24 protein-coding genes are annotated in these 19,478 nt (G+C 66.2%); 19 read left to right on the top strand and 5 right to left on the bottom strand.

Annotation, left to right across the window (positions count from 1 at the left end; translation table 11 throughout):
• Positions 1–66 precede the first annotated feature (66 nt).
• From ABNW52_RS04885 to ABNW52_RS04850, 8 genes are all read left to right on the top strand, one after another.
• Positions 67–813 carry a sulfite exporter TauE/SafE family protein gene (locus ABNW52_RS04885; RefSeq protein WP_349584798.1) on the top strand — a complete coding sequence of 249 codons (747 nt, stop codon included), beginning with the start codon at positions 67–69 and terminating at the stop codon, positions 811–813.
• A gap of 91 nt (positions 814–904) precedes the next feature.
• Complete coding sequence (locus ABNW52_RS04880) at positions 905–1,810, top strand: LysR family transcriptional regulator (RefSeq protein ID WP_349584796.1); 906 nt, start codon at positions 905–907, stop codon at positions 1,808–1,810.
• 279 nt (positions 1,811–2,089) lie between these two features.
• A complete protein-coding gene (locus tag ABNW52_RS04875; protein WP_349584793.1) occupies positions 2,090–3,247 on the top strand; it encodes an ABC transporter substrate-binding protein in 1,158 nt (385 codons plus the stop codon).
• Positions 3,248–3,452: 205 nt separating this feature from the next.
• Positions 3,453–4,466, top strand: a complete 1,014-nt coding sequence (locus ABNW52_RS04870) for an ABC transporter ATP-binding protein (protein WP_349584790.1) — start codon at positions 3,453–3,455, stop codon at positions 4,464–4,466.
• A gap of 10 nt (positions 4,467–4,476) precedes the next feature.
• Positions 4,477–5,430 (top strand): ABC transporter permease, encoded by a 954-nt coding sequence (locus ABNW52_RS04865; protein WP_349584787.1) that lies wholly within the window; start codon positions 4,477–4,479, stop codon positions 5,428–5,430.
• Positions 5,420–6,232: an ABC transporter permease gene (locus ABNW52_RS04860; protein ID WP_349584784.1), complete on the top strand. Its 813-nt coding sequence runs from the start codon at positions 5,420–5,422 to the stop codon at positions 6,230–6,232. The genes ABNW52_RS04865 and ABNW52_RS04860 overlap by 11 nt, the downstream gene beginning before the upstream one ends.
• On the top strand, positions 6,229–7,680 hold the full coding sequence (locus ABNW52_RS04855) for a gamma-aminobutyraldehyde dehydrogenase (protein ID WP_349584781.1): 1,452 nt from the start codon (positions 6,229–6,231) through the stop codon (positions 7,678–7,680). The genes ABNW52_RS04860 and ABNW52_RS04855 overlap by 4 nt, the downstream gene beginning before the upstream one ends.
• Before the next feature lie 218 nt (positions 7,681–7,898).
• The gene (locus ABNW52_RS04850) at positions 7,899–8,402 is read left to right on the top strand and encodes an ester cyclase (RefSeq protein WP_349584778.1); all 504 of its coding nucleotides are present in this window, start codon (positions 7,899–7,901) and stop codon (positions 8,400–8,402) included.
• 75 nt (positions 8,403–8,477) lie between these two features.
• On the opposite strand, the gene ABNW52_RS04845 is transcribed toward ABNW52_RS04850, so the two are convergent.
• A complete protein-coding gene (locus ABNW52_RS04845) occupies positions 8,478–9,242 on the bottom strand; it encodes a response regulator (protein ID WP_349584775.1) in 765 nt (254 codons plus the stop codon).
• A gap of 190 nt (positions 9,243–9,432) precedes the next feature.
• Between ABNW52_RS04845 and ABNW52_RS04840 the strand changes: the two genes are divergently transcribed.
• Positions 9,433–9,951, top strand: coding sequence for a hypothetical protein (locus ABNW52_RS04840; protein ID WP_349584772.1), 519 nt, complete (start codon positions 9,433–9,435; stop codon positions 9,949–9,951).
• Between the two features lie 10 nt (positions 9,952–9,961).
• On the opposite strand, the gene ABNW52_RS04835 is transcribed toward ABNW52_RS04840, so the two are convergent.
• Entirely contained in the window at positions 9,962–10,630 is a 669-nt protein-coding gene (locus ABNW52_RS04835; RefSeq protein WP_349584770.1) for a flagellar basal body L-ring protein FlgH, read from the bottom strand.
• Positions 10,631–10,829: 199 nt separating this feature from the next.
• On the opposite strand from ABNW52_RS04835, the gene ABNW52_RS04830 reads away from it, so the two are divergent.
• The gene (locus tag ABNW52_RS04830) at positions 10,830–11,600 is read left to right on the top strand and encodes an EAL domain-containing protein (RefSeq protein ID WP_349584767.1); all 771 of its coding nucleotides are present in this window, start codon (positions 10,830–10,832) and stop codon (positions 11,598–11,600) included.
• A 34-nt stretch (positions 11,601–11,634) separates the two neighbouring features.
• Here ABNW52_RS04830 and ABNW52_RS04825 read toward each other — a convergent pair whose 3' ends face one another.
• The 3 genes from ABNW52_RS04825 to thiD all read right to left on the bottom strand — a co-directional run bounded on the left by ABNW52_RS04825 (position 11,635) and on the right by thiD (position 13,980).
• Positions 11,635–12,426, bottom strand: a complete 792-nt coding sequence (locus ABNW52_RS04825) for a DinB family protein (protein WP_349584764.1) — start codon at positions 12,424–12,426, stop codon at positions 11,635–11,637.
• A 95-nt stretch (positions 12,427–12,521) separates the two neighbouring features.
• Positions 12,522–13,136: a thiamine phosphate synthase gene (gene thiE, locus ABNW52_RS04820; protein ID WP_349584761.1), complete on the bottom strand. Its 615-nt coding sequence runs from the start codon at positions 13,134–13,136 to the stop codon at positions 12,522–12,524.
• Positions 13,123–13,980, bottom strand: coding sequence for a bifunctional hydroxymethylpyrimidine kinase/phosphomethylpyrimidine kinase (gene thiD, locus ABNW52_RS04815; RefSeq protein WP_349584758.1), 858 nt, complete (start codon positions 13,978–13,980; stop codon positions 13,123–13,125). The genes thiE and thiD overlap by 14 nt, the downstream gene beginning before the upstream one ends.
• Positions 13,981–14,043: 63 nt before the next feature.
• Between thiD and ABNW52_RS04810 the strand changes: the two genes are divergently transcribed.
• The 9 genes from ABNW52_RS04810 to hemL all read left to right on the top strand — a co-directional run bounded on the left by ABNW52_RS04810 (position 14,044) and on the right by hemL (position 19,455).
• Complete coding sequence (locus ABNW52_RS04810) at positions 14,044–14,208, top strand: rubredoxin (RefSeq protein ID WP_349584755.1); 165 nt, start codon at positions 14,044–14,046, stop codon at positions 14,206–14,208.
• Between the two features lie 26 nt (positions 14,209–14,234).
• The gene (locus ABNW52_RS04805) at positions 14,235–15,047 is read left to right on the top strand and encodes a M48 family metallopeptidase (RefSeq protein WP_349584753.1); all 813 of its coding nucleotides are present in this window, start codon (positions 14,235–14,237) and stop codon (positions 15,045–15,047) included.
• Between the two features lie 149 nt (positions 15,048–15,196).
• Positions 15,197–15,547 carry an MmcQ/YjbR family DNA-binding protein gene (locus ABNW52_RS04800; protein WP_349584750.1) on the top strand — a complete coding sequence of 117 codons (351 nt, stop codon included), beginning with the start codon at positions 15,197–15,199 and terminating at the stop codon, positions 15,545–15,547.
• A gap of 1 nt (position 15,548) precedes the next feature.
• Positions 15,549–15,965, top strand: coding sequence for a CopD family protein (locus ABNW52_RS04795; RefSeq protein ID WP_349584748.1), 417 nt, complete (start codon positions 15,549–15,551; stop codon positions 15,963–15,965).
• Positions 15,965–16,378 carry a DVU_2496 family lipoprotein gene (locus ABNW52_RS04790; RefSeq protein WP_349584745.1) on the top strand — a complete coding sequence of 138 codons (414 nt, stop codon included), beginning with the start codon at positions 15,965–15,967 and terminating at the stop codon, positions 16,376–16,378. Before ABNW52_RS04795 ends, ABNW52_RS04790 begins: the two co-directional genes overlap by 1 nt.
• Positions 16,362–16,823 (top strand): CYTH domain-containing protein, encoded by a 462-nt coding sequence (locus ABNW52_RS04785; protein ID WP_349584742.1) that lies wholly within the window; start codon positions 16,362–16,364, stop codon positions 16,821–16,823. The genes ABNW52_RS04790 and ABNW52_RS04785 overlap by 17 nt, the downstream gene beginning before the upstream one ends.
• Before the next feature lie 184 nt (positions 16,824–17,007).
• Complete coding sequence (locus ABNW52_RS04780) at positions 17,008–17,427, top strand: flagellar protein FlhE (protein ID WP_349584739.1); 420 nt, start codon at positions 17,008–17,010, stop codon at positions 17,425–17,427.
• 161 nt (positions 17,428–17,588) lie between these two features.
• The gene (locus ABNW52_RS04775; RefSeq protein WP_349584736.1) at positions 17,589–17,921 is read left to right on the top strand and encodes a thioredoxin family protein; all 333 of its coding nucleotides are present in this window, start codon (positions 17,589–17,591) and stop codon (positions 17,919–17,921) included.
• 256 nt (positions 17,922–18,177) lie between these two features.
• The gene (gene hemL, locus ABNW52_RS04770; protein ID WP_349584733.1) at positions 18,178–19,455 is read left to right on the top strand and encodes a glutamate-1-semialdehyde 2,1-aminomutase; all 1,278 of its coding nucleotides are present in this window, start codon (positions 18,178–18,180) and stop codon (positions 19,453–19,455) included.
• Positions 19,456–19,478: the final 23 nt, after the last annotated feature.

The raw sequence follows: 19,478 nt of genomic DNA, 5'->3' as shown, positions 1-19,478 counted from the left end.
TGCATGCAGAATTTCTGCATCCCCAGTAAGCTGGCTGTTTCCTGCATTCCTCGAGACGGCTTCCGCATGGATTTCTCCCTCAGCGCCTGGCTGGTCAGCGCCGTGGCCATCTTGCTCACCGGCGTGGCCAAGGGCGGTTTTGGCGGCGTGTTCGGCGGCATCGCCGTGCCGCTGATGTCGCTGGTGATGCCGCCGGAGGCCGCCGCCGCGCTGACCCTGCCCTTGTTGTGCCTGATGGATCTGTCCAGCGTGCGGCTGTACTGGCGGCGCTGGGACGCGCGCGAGCTGAAGTTGCTGCTGTCCGGCGCGCTGCTGGGTATCGCGCTGGGCGCGCTGGCGTTCGGCCTGCTACCGGCGTGGTCGATCAAGTTGGCCATTGGTGGACTGGCGCTGCTGTTCGCGCTGCAACGGCTGTGGCTGCGCTTTTTCCCGGCCACGCCGCGGCAGCTGGGGCCGCAGGTTGGCCGCATCGCCGGCCTGCTGGGCGGACTGACCAGCACGCTGGCACATGCCGGCGGCCCGCCGGTGCTGGTGTACCTGTTCAGCCGACCAATGCCCAAGGAGCGCTTCGTCGCCACGCTGGCGGTGTTCTTTACCGTGGTCAACCTGGTGAAGCTGCTGCCGTATCTGGCGCTGCACTTGTTTACCGCATCGCTACTGTGGCAATGCCTGTTGCTGGCGCCGCTGGTGCCGCTGGGCGTATGGCTGGGGGTGCGTTTGCAGCGCCGGCTGCCGGAGCAGGCGTTTTTCAGCACCGCCATTGTGCTGCTGGCGCTGTCCGGCGTGCAGCTGGTGTACTCGGCGCTGGCCTAGCCTGCCCCGGCTGCCCGCTTTGCCGTTGGCGGCCATGGTGTAAAGTGCAGCCCAAGGCGGGCGACACCGCCATTGTCTACAGGGGGAAATCGTGGCAATCACGCTGAAGAACGTGCGCTACTTCGTGGCGGTGGCCGAGGCCGAATCCATTACCGGCGCGGTGCAGGATTTGAACGTATCGCAATCGGTGGTCACCGAGGCGATCCGCGCGCTGGAGGCCGACCTGGGCGCCACGCTGTTCCAGCGCCACGCGCGCGGCATGATCCTGACCCACGCCGGCTACCAGTTCCTGCGCCATGCGCACCAGATCCTGGCCTCGGTGCGCAATGCGCGCGAGGCGATGCGCGCCCGGCCGGATACCGTCACCGGCCAGCTCAATATCGGCGTCACTAGTCTGGTGTGCGGCTACTTTCTACCCTATCTGCTGGACCGTTTCCGCAATACTTTCCCGCTGGTGGATGTGCGCGTGGTGGAAGACCAGCGTGAATACATCGAGCACCTGCTGGTGAATGGCGAGCTGGATGTCGGCGTGCTGATCGTCTCCAACCTGGAAAACCGCCAGGCGCTGGAAGCGGAGACACTGCTGGAGTCCGCCTACCGGCTGTGGCTGCCGGTGAACCACCCGTTGCTGGAGCTGGGCACGGTGGCGGTGGCGGAGATGGCGCAGCAGCCGCTGGTGAACCTGAGGCTGGACGAGCTGGAAGACGTGGCCACCGCGCTGTGGCGCAGCCAGGGTCTGCGGCCAACAGTGGCGGTGCGCACCAGCTCGGTGGAGGGGCTGCGCAGCCTGGTGGCCACCGGTGCCGGGCTGGCGGTGATGCCGGACCTGCTGTACCGGCCGTGGTCGCTGGATGGCGACCGGCTGGAAGTACGCCAGCTGCTGGAAAAAACCCCGTCGCTGCAGGTGGGGCTAGCCTGGCGCCGCGGCGCCAAAGTGGCGGAAACGGCACAGAACTTCCTGACCGTGGCGCGCGAGTACACCCGCAGCCACGTCTGATTGCCCCGGTTTTATTTCTATTTAATCGATATGTGGCGATAAGCAATCGGTAATACAGATTGCTACGGCCCGGCTGGCGGCGCATTTTCCGCTGCTGCGTCATTTCTGGCGTTGCATTGCACAATCCGGGTGAAAACTGCCAATCCGCATGCTGAGCATCCGGTTTTTCCGATAGGTCGTATTGGGCAAGTTGCCTTGGTAGTGCCGAATGGCGGTTCCTAGAATGCAGCACACCACTGAAGACGCAAACAATGCGCCGATCTGCAAAGGAGAACTGTGATGAAGCACCGCCTGCATGCCCTGGCCTGCGCCGCCGTTTGTAGCAGCATGGTTGCCACCCCGCTGTTGGCCGCACCGCCCACCGCGCTGGGCAAACCGGAAGGCAAACTCAACATCATCGCGTGGCCCGGCTATATCGAGCGCGGCGAAACCGACAAGAACTACGACTGGGTGACCCAGTTCGAGAAAAGCTCCGGCTGCCAGGTCAGCGTGAAAACCGCCGCCACCTCGGACGAGATGGTGTCGCTGATGAACTCCCCCAATTACGATCTGGTCACCGCCTCCGGCGATGCCTCGCTGCGCCTGATCTACGGCAAGAAGGTGCAGGAGATTAACCCGGCGCTGATCCCCAGCTGGAACACGCTGGACCCGCGGGTGAAGAACGGCAGCTGGTACACCGTGGGCGGCAAGGTGTATGGCACGCCGTACCAGTGGGGCGCCAACTTCCTGATGTACAACACCAAGCTCTACCCCAGCGCGCCGAACAGCTGGTCGGTGGTATTCGAGCCGGGCAAGCTGGCCAACGGCCTGGCCAACAAGGGCAAGGTGCAGGCCTACGACGGGGCCATCTACATTGCCGATGCCGCGCTGTACCTGATGAGCAAGAACCCCAAGCTGGGCATCAAGGACCCGTACGAGCTGAACGAAGCGCAGTACGCCGAAGTGCTGAAGCTGCTGCGCCAGCAAAAGCAGCTTACCCACCGCTACTGGCATGACGTCACCGTGCAGATGAACGACTTCAAGAAAGAAGGCGTCGCCGCCTCCAGTGCCTGGGGTTACACCATCAACACCCTGCAGGCGGAGAACTTCCCGGTGGAGGGCGTGATTCCGAAAGAAGGCGCCACCGGCTGGGCCGATACCACCATGCTGCATGCCCAGGCGCAGCACCCGGTGTGCGCCTACAAGTGGATGGAATGGTCGCTGAACAAGAACCTGCAGTCGGGGCTGGCCGAATGGTTCGGCTCCAACCCGGTGGTGGCCGACGCCTGCAAGACCAAGGCGCCGGGTGGCAGTGATTTCTGCAAGAGCAACGGTTTTGACCGCTTTGCGCAGATCCGCTTCTGGAAAACCCCGGTGGCCAAGTGCGCCAGCCAGGGCAGCTGCGTGCCGTACAGCCGCTGGACCAGCGACTACATCGCCATCATGGGTGGCCGTTAAGCCGCTGCGTCTCCGGCGCCCCACCGTCTGGCCGCCATGGCACCACATGCCGGGTCCGCGGCCTGACGCGCCCGGGCCGCCGGCGTATCAACCGAGCACCGCCATGCCCCGCTGAGGGGCGGGGTGTGGCGGCGGCTCACCCGCAGTACGGCCTGTCCGCCGGGCGGCCCGCCTTGCGCGCAGTTACCGCGCATTGGAGCACACCATGTCTATTGCCGTTCAATTTCAACAGGTTAGCCGCCACTACGACAGCGTGCGCGCGGTTGACGACATCAGCCTCGACATTGTCGAGGGCGAATTCTTCTCCATGCTGGGGCCGTCCGGCTCCGGCAAGACCACCAGCCTGCGCCTGATCGCCGGCTTCGAGCAGCCCAGCATCGGCTCCATCCGCATCTTCGGCCAGGAAGCCGCCGGCCTGCCGCCCAATCTGCGTGCGGTGAATACCGTGTTCCAGGACTACGCGCTGTTTCCGCACATGAACGTGCTGGACAACGTCGCTTACGGCCTGATGCTCAAGGGCGTCAGCAAGGACGAGCGCTACCGCCGCGCCGAGGAAATGCTGGAGATGGTCAAGCTTGGCCAGTACGGCACCCGCCGCCCGGCGGCGCTGTCCGGCGGCCAGCGGCAGCGGGTGGCGCTGGCGCGGGCGCTGATCCTGCAGCCGCGCGTGCTGCTGCTGGACGAGCCGCTTGGCGCGCTGGATCTCAAGCTGCGCGAACAGATGCAGACCGAGCTTAAGGCGCTGCAGCGCCGCCTCGGCATCACCTTCATCTACGTCACCCACGATCAGGGCGAGGCGATGTCGATGTCCGACCGGGTGGCGGTGTTCAACAAGGGCCGCATCGAACAGGTCGCCGCGCCGCAGCTGCTGTACAACCAGCCGGCCACCGCCTTCGTGGCGGATTTTGTCGGTGCGGCCAACGTGTTCGACGGCGAGCTGGCCGGCACGCTGGTCGGCCAGCAGCGGGCGTTTGCCGTGCGTCCGGAGCGCATCCGCCCGGCCGGGCAGTTGGACGGCGACGTGGTGCGGGTGCCGGGCAAGCTGCTGGACATCCAGTACCTGGGCGCGGTCAGCCGCTACGAGGTGGAAGTGTTCGGCCAGAAGGTGGTGAGCATGGTGCTACCCAATGAAAACGGCAACGCGGTGGCGCCGGCCGAGATCGGCGCCGCCGTGACCCTGGCCTGGCCGCGGCAGGCCATGCTGCCGCTGGCCGGTTGAGGGGGATGCCATGATGACTGCTTCCCTGTCCGCCAGCCCTGCCGTGCCGCCGCTTAGCCTGTGGCAACGGCTGGGGGTGGCGTTGTATCGCCATCCCGGTCTGCAGCTGGCCTTGCTGCTGGGGCTGCCGCTGCTGTGGTTCCTGGTGGTGTACATCGGCTCGCTGGCGACGCTGCTGGCGCAGAGCTTCTTCACCTTCGACGATTTCACCATGGAGGTCAGCCGCGAGCTGACGTTGGCCAACTACCAGCAGCTGCTGCAGCCGGCCAACTTCGACGTGGTGCTGCGTACGCTGGTGATGGCCAGCGCGGTGTCGTTGGCGTCAGCGGTGCTGGCGTTTCCGCTGGCCTACTACATGGTGCGCTACGCCCGCGGCTGGAAAAAAGGCTTCTTCTACGTGGCGGTGATGCTGCCGATGTGGGCCAGCTACATCGTCAAGGTGTATGCCTGGACCGTGCTGCTGGCCAAGGACGGCATCGTGTACTGGAGCTATCAGCACCTGGGGCTGGGCGGCGCGGTGGACTGGCTGATGACGCTACCGCTGCTGGGCGGCAACTCGCTGACCACCTCGCACCTGGGCCGCTTTGCCGTGTTCACCTATATCTGGCTGCCGTTCATGATCCTGCCGGTGCAGGCGGCGCTGGAGCGGGTACCGACCAACCTGCTGCAAGCCAGCAGCGACCTGGGCGCCAGCGGCGCGCAGACCTTCCGTCACGTGATCCTGCCGCTGGCGTTTCCGGGGGTGGTGGCCGGCTCCATCTTCACCTTCTCGCTGACGCTGGGCGATTACATCATCCCGCAGATCATCGGTCCGTCCGGCCTGTTCATCGGCTCCATGGTCTACACCATGCAGGGCTCCATCGGCAACATGCCGCTGGCCGCCGCCTTCACCGTGGTGCCGGTGGTGATCATCGCGCTGTACCTGTCCGGCGCACGCAAACTGGGAGCGTTCGATGCACTCTGATCAAGACCGCGCCCCGCTGTGGCTGCGCCTGCTGGCCTACGGTGGCATCGGCTTCCTGTTCCTGCCGATCGCCGTCATCATCATCTACGCCTTCAACGCCGAAAGTGCCGGTTACAGCTTTCCGCCCAAGGGCTTCACCCTGGCGTGGTTTCCGGCGGCCTTTGCCCGCGACGACGTGCTGGCGGCGATCGGCCTTTCGCTGCAGCTGGCGCTGCTGGCCACGGTGCTGGCGCTGGTGCTGGGCACCTTGGCCGCCGCCGCGTTGTACCGCCGCGAGTTCTTCGGCAAGGACGCCATCACCATGATGCTGATCCTGCCGATCGCCCTGCCCGGCATCATCACCGGCATCGCGCTGCTGTCGGCATTCCGGCTGGCGGAGATCCCGTCCGGCTTCTGGACCATTGCCGTCGGCCACGCCACCTTCTGCGTGGTGGTGATCTACAACAACGTGATCGCCCGCTTCCGCCGCATCAGCTACAGCCTGGTGGAGGCGTCGCAGGATCTGGGCGCCGACGTATTCCAGACCTTCCGCTACGTGGTGCTGCCGCAGATCGCCACTGCGCTCTTGGCCGGCGGCATGCTGGCCTTCGCGCTGAGTTTCGACGAGATCATCGTCACCACCTTCACCGCCGGCAACGAAACCACGCTGCCGATCTGGATGCTGAACCAGCTTACCCGTCCACGCGACGTGCCCATCACCAACGTGGTGGCCATGACCGTGATGCTGATCACCGCGCTGCCGATTCTGGCCGCGTACTACCTGACCCGCGGCACGGAAGACATCGCCGGCAGCGGTAAATGACCGAGGTGCATATGGAAAAGACACTGCAAACCCGCATGCTGATTGGCGGTGAATTTGTGGCAGGCCACGGCGAGCCGGAGCGCATCGTCAACCCGGCCACCGGCGAGCTGATCGTGGAAATCGCCGAAGCCAGCGGCGAACAGGTACAGGCCGCGGTGGCGGCCGCCCAGGCCGCTTTCGCCGGCTGGGCGCGCACCACGCCGCGCGAGCGCAGCGAAAAACTGCTGGCACTGGCCGAGGCCATCGAAGCGCGCGGGCCGGAGTTCGCGCGGCTGGAGTCGCTGAACTGCGGCAAGCCCTACCACCTGGCGCTGGGCGACGAGATTCCGGCAGTGGTGGACGTGTTCCGCTTCTTTGCCGGCGCGGTGCGCGCGCAGACCGGCGCGTTGGCCGGTGAATACCTGCCCGGCCATACCAGCCTGATCCGCCGCGACCCGCTGGGCGTGGTGGCCTCCATCGCGCCGTGGAACTACCCGCTGATGATGGCGGCGTGGAAGATGGCGCCGGCGTTGGCGGCCGGCAATACCGTGGTGCTCAAGCCATCCGAGCAGACGCCGCTGTCGACGCTGAAACTGGCCGAGCTGGTGGCCGGCATCCTGCCGCCGGGGGTGTTCAACCTGGTGCTGGGCCGCGGCGAAACGGTGGGCAGCCCGCTGATCTCGCAGCCGGAGGTGCGCATGATCTCCATCACCGGTGACGTATCCACCGGGCAGCGGGTGCTGGAAACCGCCTCGCGCTCGCTGAAGCGCACCCACCTGGAGCTGGGCGGCAAGGCGCCGGTAATCGTGTTCGACGACGCCGACATCGCCGCCGCGGTGGAAGGCATCCGCACCTTCGGCTACTACAACGCCGGCCAGGACTGCACCGCCGCCTGCCGCCTGTACGTGCAGAAAGGCGTGTACGAGCGCTTTGTCGCCGATCTGGCCGGCGCGGTGGCCACCATCAAGGTCGGCCACCAGCACCTGGACGGCGTGGAGATGGGGCCGCTGATTTCTGAGCGTCAGCGCAGCCGCGTCGCCAGCTTCGTGGAGCGCGCCGAGCAGCAGCCGCACATCGAGGTAGTCACCGGCGGCGCCATGGGCAGCGGCCCCGGCTTCTTCTACCAGCCGACGCTGATCGCCGGCGCGCTGCAGGACGACGAGATCGTGCGCCGCGAGGTATTCGGCCCGGTGGTGTCGGTGACGCCGTTCGACGACACCGAGCAGGTGATCGGCTGGGCCAACGATTCCGACTACGGCCTGGCCAGCTCGGTGTGGACGCAGAACGTTGGCCGCGCGATGCAGGTATCGGCCGAGCTGCAGTACGGCTGCACCTGGGTGAATACCCACTTCATGCTGGTGAGCGAGATGCCGCACGGCGGCATGAAGCGCTCCGGCTACGGCAAGGACATGTCGATGTACGCGCTGGAGGATTACAGCTGCGTAAGGCACGTGATGATCAAGCAGTAGGCACCAGTTCACGATCTGCTGCGCGTCGGCGATACGGCGTTGAATTCGACTCAGTGATGTGCATTGACTTCATGTCAACTCTGCTTCCTCAGCCGTTTTCGTCTTGTCTCGCTCTAGCTCGCGAGATCGTGAATACGCTCTAAGCGGCAGCCGGCTTGCCGGCGTCAAACAGTTGGCCGCAAGGCTGCGGCCAACCTCGTTCACATAGGGAGACACACATGTACACAGGAATCACCCGACGCGTTGCCCTGGCTACGGTAGTGGGCGGCCTGCTGTTGTCCACCGCCAGCTGGGCGGCGACACCGCTGCAGGTGGTGCAGCAATACATGGCGGGCTGGAACGCGCACGACGCCAACCAGGCGGCGATGGCGATGGACCCGGAGGTGGAGTACTACGACGTGACGGTGGGCGAGTCGCAATACGGCGTGATGGTGGCGCGCGACAACGTGATCCGTTTCTTCATGAATAGCTTCCCGGACCTGAAATGGCAGATGCTGGATCAGCCGGTGGTGACCAAGAACGAGGTGGTGTTCCGCTGGCGCTTTACCGGCACCAACACCGGGCCGAACATCGACGCCAGCATCAACGAGGGCAAACCCACCGGCAAGCCGATCAGCTTCGAAGGGCTGAGCCTGATCCGGGTGAAGAACAGCAAGATCGTGTACCAGGGCGACTTCTACGACGCGCTGTCACTGAACAAGCAGCTGGGCAACATCAAGTAACGGTTGATGTGGTGAGGGCAAAGGGCTTGGCCATCCGCGTGCGGATGGCCTTTTTTCTGTTGGATGCGTCGTGATTCACAGCGGGCGAATCTGCGCGTCCAGCATATAGCCCTCGCCACGCACGGTGCGGATTAGCCGCGGGCTGCGCGGATCGTCGCGCAGCTTGCCGCGCAGGCGCGAGATCAGGATGTCGATGCTGCGGTCGAACACCTCCACCGTGCTGCCGCGGGTGATGTCCAGCAGCTGGTCGCGGTCCAGCACCGTGCGCGGCCGTTGCAGCATGGCCGACAGCAGGCGGAATTCGGCATTGGACAGCGGCACCACGGTACCGTCGCGGTCCTGCAGCTGGCGCAGCGTCAGGTGCAGCTGCCAGTCGCCAAAGCCCAGCCGCTGCGGTGCCGCCGCCGGTTGCGGCCCGCTGGCCGGCTGCTGGCGGGTGCGGCGCAGCACCGAGTGGATGCGCGCCACCAGCTCGCGGATATCGAACGGCTTGGTGAGGAAATCGTCGGCGCCCACTTCCAGGCTGATGATGCGCTCGGTGGGGTCGCCATGGGCGCTGATCATCAGGATCGGCACGCAGGAGTGGCTGCGCAGCCGCTTGCACAGCGACAGGCCGTTTTCGCCCGGCAGCATCAGATCGAGCACGATGGCGTCGAAGCTGTGTTCGCCCAGCGCCTGCTGCATCGCCTCGCCGTTGGCCACGCCCACCGAGCGGATGGCGTAGTTGCCCAGGTATTGGCAGATCAGCTCGCGGATTTCGTCGTCGTCATCCACCACCAGTACGCGGATGGTGCCCGGGTCGCTGATGCTGGTTGGCGGGGGGTAGATGGCTTGCAGCATGGTGTGGGTGCGTGTGGTGACCGAAGGTTGGCCGCAAAAAAATGTAGGGTAACGACGCCGTGCTGACACCATATGTGCCGTTTGTAAGCGTTTTTCTACAAAACGAGCAATCGCAGGCAACACTGCTGCGGCTAGGCTTGTCGCCGATGGCCGCGCCCGCGCGCGGCCGCTTAACCGGCTTACCCCACTCATGACCCGTTTTCCTGTTGTTGCCCTTGCCGTGCTGGCGCTGTCCGGTTGCATCACCGTGCAATCGCTGCCCAATCCGACCATGGATATCTTTACGTTTACCTTTTCTACTGCCAGTGAAATGCAGGCATTCGTGGAGAAGGAGCGCCAGCGTTTCGACCGCCGCCAAGCGCCCTATTCGCGTATCTGCATCCAGTGGAACGACAAAGTGACGGTGCCGGATTTCGTGCGTGTGGTGCAGGACGGCATGACTCGCCGCGGGGTGGCGACCCAGGTCTATCAGCCAGGCAGCGTGCCGGCGGATTGCGTGACCTTTACCTATGCCGCCACCAGAGTGTGGGAGAAGGACAATGCGTATCTGAACTACGCCACCATGGCGTTGCAAAAGGAAGGCCATGTGCTGGCCAGCGTGGCGTACGAGCCACGGGTGATGGATCGCTGGGCCAGCACCGAGGCCAAGCTGGTGTTTCTGGTCGATCAGCTGCTGTTCGCCTTGCGCTCGCCGGCGGTAGCGCCCTGAGCCGCGCGGCTCAGTACACCGTCAGCGCCACGCCGAACAGGAACTGCACCCAGGCCAGCACGCTGGCGTCCAGCGGCATGTCCTGGTTGACCTGATCCAGCCGCACGTTGACGACCTGTTTGGAGGAGATGGTGTTGCCAGCCTGCAGGTTGGCCGGGTTGACCACCCCGGACAGGCGCAGCACGGTCTGCTTGTTATTGATCAGCAGCATCTTGTCGCCACCCACCACCAGGTAGCCATTGGGCAGCACATCGATCACCGACACCATCATGTTGCCGCTGACCTTGCTGTTGTTCTTGCGCGAGTGATCCAGCTTGTCCTGCAGGCTGTAGTCCGAATCCACATCCACATTGAACAGCTGCTTCACCGCCCCGGGCACGGTATTCAGCGCCGCCGGGCCGTTGACCTTGTTGTTGCCGCTGGACTTGTCGTTCAGCGCCTGCGAGGTGCTGCTGCTGAGGTCTTCCTCGATGGTGATGGTGATGGCGTCGCCGATCTGCCGCGCCAGCTGGGTTTCGAAGAACAGCTTGGCGGTGGACGGGTTGAAGATCGAGCCGTCGGCCTGGCTGGTCAGCACCGGGCGCAGCTGCGGGTAGGCGCTGGTGGGCAGTTGCACCACCGACTGCGTGGTGCAGCCGGCCAACAGCAGCAGGGGAAGGGTCAGACGCAGGGGGGCCATGGCAGAAGCTCGCTGTGCAGAATGCATGCGTGCGATTCAAGCACGCGCATGTAGCGCCAGCACTGCCAGTTGGTAAGCATTTTATTGCCGTCTGTTGCAATCCGGACACCAAGCTGCAACAGCGGTGGCGGCGGCAGGATTTCGCTCGCCAGCGGCGCTGGGCTATGCTGCAACCATTGTTTCCCGCGGTAGCGACCCGATGACCCCTTTGCCCAGCCTGACAACGCTGCTGCCGGCGCTGCAACGCGATGACGCCGGCCGTTACCAGGCACAGTTCGCCGGCCATTGCCTGCACAGCGTGTTCCAGCCGGTGTACTACCGCAGCGGCGGCGTGTTCGGCCACGAGGCGCTGCTGCGGGTGCAGGACGCCGCCGGCCGGGCGCTGCGCCCGGACCTGCTGTTCGCCACGCTGGACGACGCCGCGGCGCGGCAGCTGGATGTGCTGGCGCTGGTGATGCATCTGCACAACTTTGCCCAGGCGCGCTGCGACGGCTGCCTGGCGCTGAATGTGCAGGCCGCCTCGCTGCAGGTGGATGGCCTGCTGCCGCTGTTGCAGCAGCTGGCGGCGGCGCTGGGGCTGGTGCCGGCCGGGCTGGTGCTGGAAGTGCTGGAGTACGAGCTGGAGCACAGCCCGCTGCAGCTGGCCGACAGCCTGCGCCGCGTCGCGCAGGCCGGTTTCGGCCTGGCCATCGACGATTTCGGCGCCACCGCCTCCAGCCACAGCCGCACCCGCGCGCTGGGCCCGGACATCATCAAGTTCGACCGCAGCATGCTGCTGGACCAGCAGCAGGGCGATGGCGGCCGCTTTGGCCGCGAGCTGCAGCTGGCGTGGCAGATCGGCTGTCGCAGCGTGGTGTGCGGCGTGGAAACCGCCGCCCAGCACGAGGCGATGCAGGCACTGGGGTTGGAGCTGTACCAGGGCTTTCACCTGGGGCGACCGGCGCTGCTGCCGGTGCGCGAGCTGTTGTGAGGCGGCCAAGGTTGGCCGCAGGCTGGCTAGCCGTTTAGACCGCCTCGCCCGCCAGCGCCGCCAGCAGCTCGTCGATCTCCTGCAAATGGGTGGCGTCGTGCGCCACCATGTCGGCTACCAGCTCCGCCAGCGTCAGCCGGCGCACCCCTTCCCATACCGCGATGCGCGCCTGCGCCGCCGCGTCGCAGTCTTGCAGTGCCGTCAGCAGCGCCTGGCGCGCGGCGGCGAAGCCATCGGCAGCCTGCTGCCAGTCCTGCGCTAGGTAGTCGCGTTCCAGCGCCCACTGGCTGCCGTTGACGCCGTGCAGCGTGGCCTGCGCTTGCTGCAGCATGGCCTGCACGCGCGGCAGGAAGGCATCGGTATCCAGATCGCGCAGGTGGCACAGGTGCTCCAGCGCGCAGAAGGCGGTGCCGGCTGGGCGCTGGCGGCGTTGTGCCGCCGGGAGTGCGGCCAACCTGTGCTGCACCAGCGCCGGCATGGCGGCCAGCTGCTGCAGCAGTTCGCCGAAGCTGCGCTGCCGCGGCGTCGGCGACCACACCGCGCCGTAGCTGAAATAGCCGCCGGGCACGCGGCCGCGCGGGCGCAGCAGCTCGTGGCCGTGGCGGCGCATCACATCGCCGACCATGGCGCCGCAGAACTGGCGCGCGGTCTGGTCGGCGGCCAGTTCCGGAAAGCGGCTTTGCAGCTCGTGCACGATGGCGGTCACGGCGGGAATCTCGGCGCGCGACAGCGCCGCGTATTCGGTGTAGCGCTGCGGGCTGTCGATCAGCGTTTCCAGCTGGCGGCCCAGCGCGGTGAGGCGGAATTGGTCGAAGCGGTTGTGCATGGCGACGCCCCTAGTAACGTATCAATTTGATACGTTACTAGGGGCGTCGGGGGATGTACAGCGTTATCTGCGCTGCGGCAAGGTTGGCCGCAGGCTCAGTCGAACAGTGCGGCCAACGTTGCTGCGCGCTCGGCGATGCCGTCGCCGTCGAACAGCCCGCCAATCACCGCGATGGCATCGGCGCCGGCGGCCACCACCTGGCCGGCGTTGGCGGTGGTGATGCCGCCGATGGCCACCCGCGGCACGCCCAGATCGATGCTCTGCGCGAACAGCGCCAGCGGCGCGGCCACCGCCTGCGGCTTGGTGGCGGACGGAAACACCGCGCCGAACGCCACGTAGTTGGCGCCGGCGGCCACCGCGGCGCGCGCCAGCGCGATGTCGTTGTAGCAGCTGGCGCCGATCAGCGCCGCCGGCCCCAGCGCGGCACGGGCGGCGGCAATGGCGGCATCGTCGCGGCCAACATGGACGCCGTCGGCTTTCACTGCCTGCGCCAGTTCGATGTCGTCGTTGACGATGAACAGTGCGTGGCGGCTGCGCGCCAGGCTGGCCAGGATGTTGGCCTGCCACAGCCGGCGCACGGTGTCGCTGCCCTTGTTGCGGTACTGCAGTACGCGGGCGCCGCCATCCAGCGCGGCGCTGACCTGCTCGATCAGCTGCTCGCTGTTGTCGGTGTCGGGGGTGATGGCATATAAGCCACTAACGTTGGGCATCTTGATCCTTGTTGTCGTCGTCGCTGGCGTCGTCGTTGGCCCAGAATAGCCGGTCCGGGATGTACTGCCCCATGCCGGGACGGAAGCCGTAGCGCAGCGCCTGCCAGGTGTAATCCTGCGCCTCCTTCACCGCCTCCGGCACCGCCAGGCCGCGCGCGATCAGCCCGGCGATGGCCGAGGCCAGCGTGCAGCCGGAGCCGTGGAAGCTGCCGTTCAGCCGCGGCCAGGTGTCCAGCCGTACTTCGCCGCTGCGGTCGTACAGGCGGTTTTCCACGTCGCGGGTGGTTTCGTGGGTGCCGGTGATGAACACGTAGTCGCAACCCAGCAGCGTCAGGCGCTTGGCGCAGTCGGCCAGGGTGATGCTGTCCTCGTCGTCCTCGTCGTTGGCCGCCAGCCGGCGCGCCTCGATGCTGTTGGGGGTCAGCACCGTCACCTGCGGCAGCAGCATGTCGCGCAGCACGTGCACCAGCTCGTCGCGCGACAGCTCGTCGCCGCGGCCGCTGGCCAGCACCGGGTCGTAGATCAGCGGGATGTCCGGGTAGTCGGCGGCCAGTTCGGCGATGGCCACCACGTTTTCGACGCTGCCGATCATGCCGACTTTGAACGCTGCCACCGGCATGTCCTCTAACACCGCACGCGCCTGGTCCAGCACCCACTCGTCGTCGATGACCAGAAAGTCCTGCACGCCGCGGGTGTCCTGCACCGTGACGGCGGTAATCACCGATAGCGGGTGGCAGCCCATGCTGGCCAGGGTCAGGATGTCGGCCTGGATGCCGGCGCCGCCGGTGGGGTCGGAGCCGGCCAGCGTCAGTACGATGGGCGGCAGCTCGATGTCTTGGCTCAAGGTTTATCCTCTTTGTGCAGGAGCATTTACAATGTGCATTTTAACCGTTTGAGAGCAGAAACCATGCAAACCTGGATGTGCCTGATTTGCGGCTTTATCTATGACGAGGCCGCCGGGCGCCCGGAAGATGGCATTGCCCCCGGTACCAAGTGGGCGGACGTGCCGATGAACTGGACTTGCCCGGACTGCGGTGCGCGCAAGGACGACTTTGAAATGATGGCATTCTGAGCCATCACTTGATGGATGCATAGACTATGAACACCACTCTGCGACGTTGTAGTGCTGCGCTGCTGGTCTCGGCCGCGCTGGCCGGTTGTGTCAACACCACCGCCGGCGGTGAGGTGGGCGTCAACCGCAAGCAGTTCATCCTGCTGTCCGAGCAGGAGGTCACCGCCATGTCGGCACAGGCCTACACGCAGGAGCTGCAAAAGGCCAAAACCGCCGGCGCGCTGAACAGCAATGCGGTGATCACCCGCCGCGTGCGCGCCATTTCCGAGCGGCTGATCCGCCAGGCGCCGGTGTTCCGCGCCGATGCGCGCAACTGGAAGTGGGAAGTCAACGTCGCCACCTCGCCCGAGCTCAACGCCTACTGCATGGCGGGTGGCAAGATCATGGTCTATAGCGGGCTGGTGGAAAAACTGGCGCTGAGCGACGACGAGCTGGCCACCGTGATCGGCCACGAAATGGCGCATGCGCTGCGTGAGCACAGCCGCGAAAGCATGAGCCAGGCCTACGCGCAGCAGGCCGGGCTGAGTATCGTCGGCCAGCTGGCCGGGCTGTCGCAGGGCTCGATGGAACTGGCGGCGCTGGCCACCGACGTGGCGCTGACCAAGCCGCACAGCCGCGGCATGGAAAGCGAGGCCGACACCATCGGCCTGGAGCTGATGGCGCGCGCCGGCTACAACCCGCAGGCCTCCATTACGCTGTGGCAGAAAATGCTGAAAGCCGGCGGCGGCGGTGGTCCGGCCTTCCTGTCCACCCACCCGGCGGGCGAGGAACGCATCGCTACCCTGCAGCGGCTGATTCCCAAGGTGATGCCGCTGTACCAGGCGGCAGCGAAGAAGTAAGCGGGTGTTCACGTTCTCGTGCTGGTGCGAGACAAGGCAAAAACTGAGGGGCGCGGAGTATCACTGTGGTAAATGAGTGTTCCGACGACGGTGTTAATGCGCTACCGCCGCCGCGCAGCAGCACGTGCAGCGACGCTGAGCCGTTTCACGTGAAACTGACTCCCAGCCAGCTGGCCGCGTTGCAGCAGCAGGCGCTGGCGCTGCCCGGCGCGCAGCTGGAAGTGCTGTGGGGCGGCGTGCAGGTGCTGAAGGTGGAGGGCAAGATGTTCGCCACCTTCGTCGCCGACGCGCTGGCCTACAAGGTGGCGGCCGAGGATTTCCTCGCCCTGTCCGGCCTGCCCGGTGTGCGCCCGGCACCGTATCTGGCGCGGGCGCGCTGGATCAGCGTGGCCAGCACCGCCGCGCTGGACCTGGCGCAGCTGCAGGCCGGGCTGGCCGCCTCGTGGCGGCTGGTGCTGCTGACACTCCCCAAAAAAGTACGCGCTGCGTACGGACTCTGACATGGCATACCTGTATCTCAAGGCGTTTCACATTTTCTTCGTGGTGGCGTGGTTTGCCGGCCTGTTCTACCTGCCGCGCATCTACGTCAACCTGGCCATGGCCCAGCCGGGGGCGGAATACGACCGCCTGCTGCTGATGGCGCACAAGCTGCTGCGCTTCATGACGCCGCTGGGCGTGCTGGCGGTGCTGCTGGGGTTGTGGCTGATGTTCGGCTACGGCATCGGCGGCGGCTGGCTGCATGCCAAGCTCACGCTGGTAGCTGGCCTGATCGGCTATCACGGCTACTGCGGCAAACTGCTGGCCGATTTCCGCAGCGGGCACAACCTCCGGAGCCATGTCTGGTTCCGCGTCTTCAACGAGCTGCCAGTGCTGGTGCTGCTGGCGGTGGTGATTCTGGTGGTGGTCAAACCGTTCTGATGAAAATTCTCATTCTTCCCCTGCTGCTGACGGCCGTACTGGCCGGCTGCCAGCGCGACGACTGTACCGCCGGTGTGTTCGTGCTGTCCGGCACCGATTTTGGCGATGTCCCGGCGGCCAGCGTTGCCGCCATGCCGGGCCGCCTGCCGCCGGGCAAGCTGCCGGCCGGGCTGCAACCGTCGGCCGATGGCCACTACCCTGGCACCAAGGCCTACTGCAGCGCGCTGGCGGCGCGTAGCGATTACCGCGATGCGCTGAAAGGCGGCCATCTGCAAGCCGGCAAACCCTGGTACGTCTACCGGCTGGATGCACGCTGGCCGCAAGATGTTTATCCCTACCGCGAGGCCGACTGGCGCCTGAAAGCCCCGGCCCGCCTGCTGAAGAAAGAAGAAACCCATGGCAGTGGAAATTGAACGCCGCTTCAAGGTAAACGGTGACGCCTGGCGCGGCCTGGCGCCCGGCGTGCGCTACCGGCAGGGTTATTTGTCGGTGGAAAAGGAGCGCACCGTGCGCGTGCGCGTGGTGGGCGAGCAGGCCTGGCTCACGCTGAAGGGCCAGATCAGCGACATCAGCCGCCACGAGTTCGAATACAGCATCCCGCTGGCCGAGGCGCAGACCATCATGGACGCGATGTGCCCGATGGTGGTGGACAAGCTGCGCTACCGCATCACATTCGGCGGCTTCGTGTGGGAAGTGGACGAGTTCTTCGGCGACAACGCCGGGCTGGTGCTGGCCGAGATCGAGCTGCCGTCGGAAGACACGCCGTTCGAACAGCCGGCGTGGCTCGGCGAGGAAGTGACCAGCGACGGCCGCTACACCAACGCCTACCTGTCGAAACACCCGTACACCCGCTGGTAAGGCGAGTGCCGCGCAAGGCTTAGCGCCAGCGCGGGTCAGCTGCACGGTAACAAGGTTGGCCGCATCGCCGCGCAGGCATGCGGCCAACCTTGTTTGCGGCGGCGCGAACGGGCATCAACGTTGCTTGTCATAGCCGGTTTATCGCCTTGTTGCCGCCCGGCCACGCCGGGGAAAGGAGCGCCGGATGCCCCGCACCGCTAGCTGGCCTCGCACGCTGGCCGCCCTGTTGCTGGCGACGCTGCCCTTGCTGGCCGCTGCCGGCGCCGGTTCCTATGCCAGCGACACGGTGGGCCCCGGCATTGCCGTGCGCAACATGCCGTACCGCGCCGCCTTTCCGCTGCAGGGCACGCCGCCGGCGGATGGCCGCATCACCTCGGTGTACTACGCCTGGCATTTCTCGCCGTCCCCGCCTGGGCTAACCGTGCTGCTGTGTCAGGGCCACCGCTGTGTGAATGTCAGCCAGGACGCCAGCGGCAGCACGCAGGCGTTTCGCGGTTTGAACCCGACGCAGCCGTTTTACCTCCAATACTCTGTCACTGGCCGCGGCGCGCTGATGCCGGTGCTCAGTGGCAAGCAGCAGCTGGCGGTAAGCTACGAGTTCTGAGTGCGTGTGCACGATCTGCTACGCGTCAGCGATACTGCGTTAAAAACGCCTTGTCTCGTTCTAGCTCGCGAGATCGTGAACACACTCTGCGCCGGCGGCGGCAGTATTTGCCGCGCCGGCTGCACCCGGACGGCGGCCGCCGCGCCTTTATGGATGACATCATGCCCTACATTGCCCATTACTCTGCCAGCGCCCCCGAGCGCGCCGCGCTGGATGCCGCCGCCGCGCCGCTGCTGCTGGAATTCGGCGTCGACTGGTGCCCGCACTGTCAGGGCGCGCAGCCGGCCATCGCGCAGGCGCTGGCCGCCCAGCCGGCGCTGACCCACATCAAGGTGGAAGACGGCGCCGGCCGGCGGCTGGGGCGCAGCTTCCGCGTCAAGCTGTGGCCGACACTGATCCTGTTGCAGCACGGCGTGGAGCTGGGCCGCGTGGTGCGGCCGCTGGCGGCGGCCGAGGTGACCGACCTGCTGGCGCTGCTGCCGCCCGTGCCGTGAAGTGGCCACAAGGTTGGCCGCAGGCAGAACACAGCTTTCCCGCTACCCGCTAGCCCGCGGCGGCGATTTGCCGGAAAATCGCGGTCTTGATTTCAGCACGCGCCCGCAGAAGGTGCCCCGTCTGGACACAGGTCAACGCCGCGCCGGCAACCAGGCGCTATCGTTGCCGACAGGAATATCCGCCCGGTGGCCATTGCCGCCGGTGCCGCACCCCATGTGAAGCGCAGCCGCCCGCGGCTGCCAGAAAGGAAAAGCAATGTCCCGCAATCTCGAACTGTTTGAACGTGGCAAGCAAGTGATCCCCGGCGGCGTCAATTCGCCGGTGCGCGCCTTTGGCCAGGTCGGCGGCACGCCGCGCTTCGTCAAGCGCGCCGAAGGCGCCTACTTCTGGGATGCCGACGACAAGCAGTACCTGGACTACGTCGGCAGCTGGGGCCCGGCCATCCTCGGCCACGCCCACCCCGAGGTGATCAAGGCGGTGCAGGATGCCGCCGTCGGCGGGCTGTCGTTCGGTGCGCCGACCGAAGGCGAAGTCGAGATCGCCGAGGAAATCTGCAAGCTGCTGCCGTCCATCCAGCAGCTGCGGCTGGTGTCCTCCGGCACCGAGGCCACCATGTCCGCCATCCGCCTGGCGCGCGGTTTTACCGGCCGCGACCTGATCGTCAAGTTCGAAGGCTGCTACCACGGCCATTCCGATAGCCTGCTGGTGAAAGCCGGCTCCGGCCTGCTCACCTTCGGCAACCCGTCCTCTGGCGGCGTGCCGGCCGACTGCACCAAGCACACCCTGGTGCTGCAGTACAACGACGTGCAGCAGCTGGCCGACACCTTCAAGGAACTGGGCGACAAGATCGCCTGCGTGATCCTGGAGCCGATCGCCGGCAACATGAACCTGATCAAGCCGTCGGCCGAGTTCGTGCAGCAGCTGCGCGCACTCACCGAACAGCACGGCGCGCTGCTGATCTACGACGAGGTGATGACCGGCTTCCGCGTGGCGCTGAACTGCGCGCAGGGCCTGCACGGCGTCACCCCGGACCTGACCACGCTGGGCAAGGTGGTCGGCGGCGGCATGCCGCTGGCGGTGTTCGGCGGCCGCGCCGACATCATGGCCAAGATCGCGCCGCTGGGTAATGTGTACCAGGCCGGCACCCTGTCCGGTAACCCGCTGGCGGTGGCCGCCGGCCTTACCACCCTGAAGCTGATCCAGCAGCCGGGCTTCCACGCCACCCTCGGCGCCCGTAGCGCGCGCCTGGCCGCCGGCCTGGCCGACGCCGCGCGCGAGGCCGGGGTGCCGATGACCACCGACAGCGTTGGCGGCATGTTCGGCTTCTACTTCAGCGACAAGGTGCCCACCAGCTACGCCGAAGCCACCCAGTGCGACATCGCCCGCTTCAAGGCCTTCTTCCACGCCATGCTGGACGAAGGCGTGTACCTGGCGCCGTCGGCGTACGAAGCCGGCTTCACCTCCATCGCCCACAGCGACGACATGATCGAGCAGACCATCGCCGCCGCCCGCCGCGCGCTGGCACGCATCTGAGCGTTGCGGCCAACGTTGGCCGC

Origin of the sequence: Vogesella oryzagri, assembly GCF_040148885.1 — a bacterium.
Lineage (GTDB): Bacteria > Pseudomonadota > Gammaproteobacteria > Burkholderiales > Chromobacteriaceae > Vogesella > Vogesella oryzagri.
The sequence above is the reverse complement of the archived record's forward strand: the minus strand, read 5'-3'. Positions and strand labels throughout refer to the sequence as shown.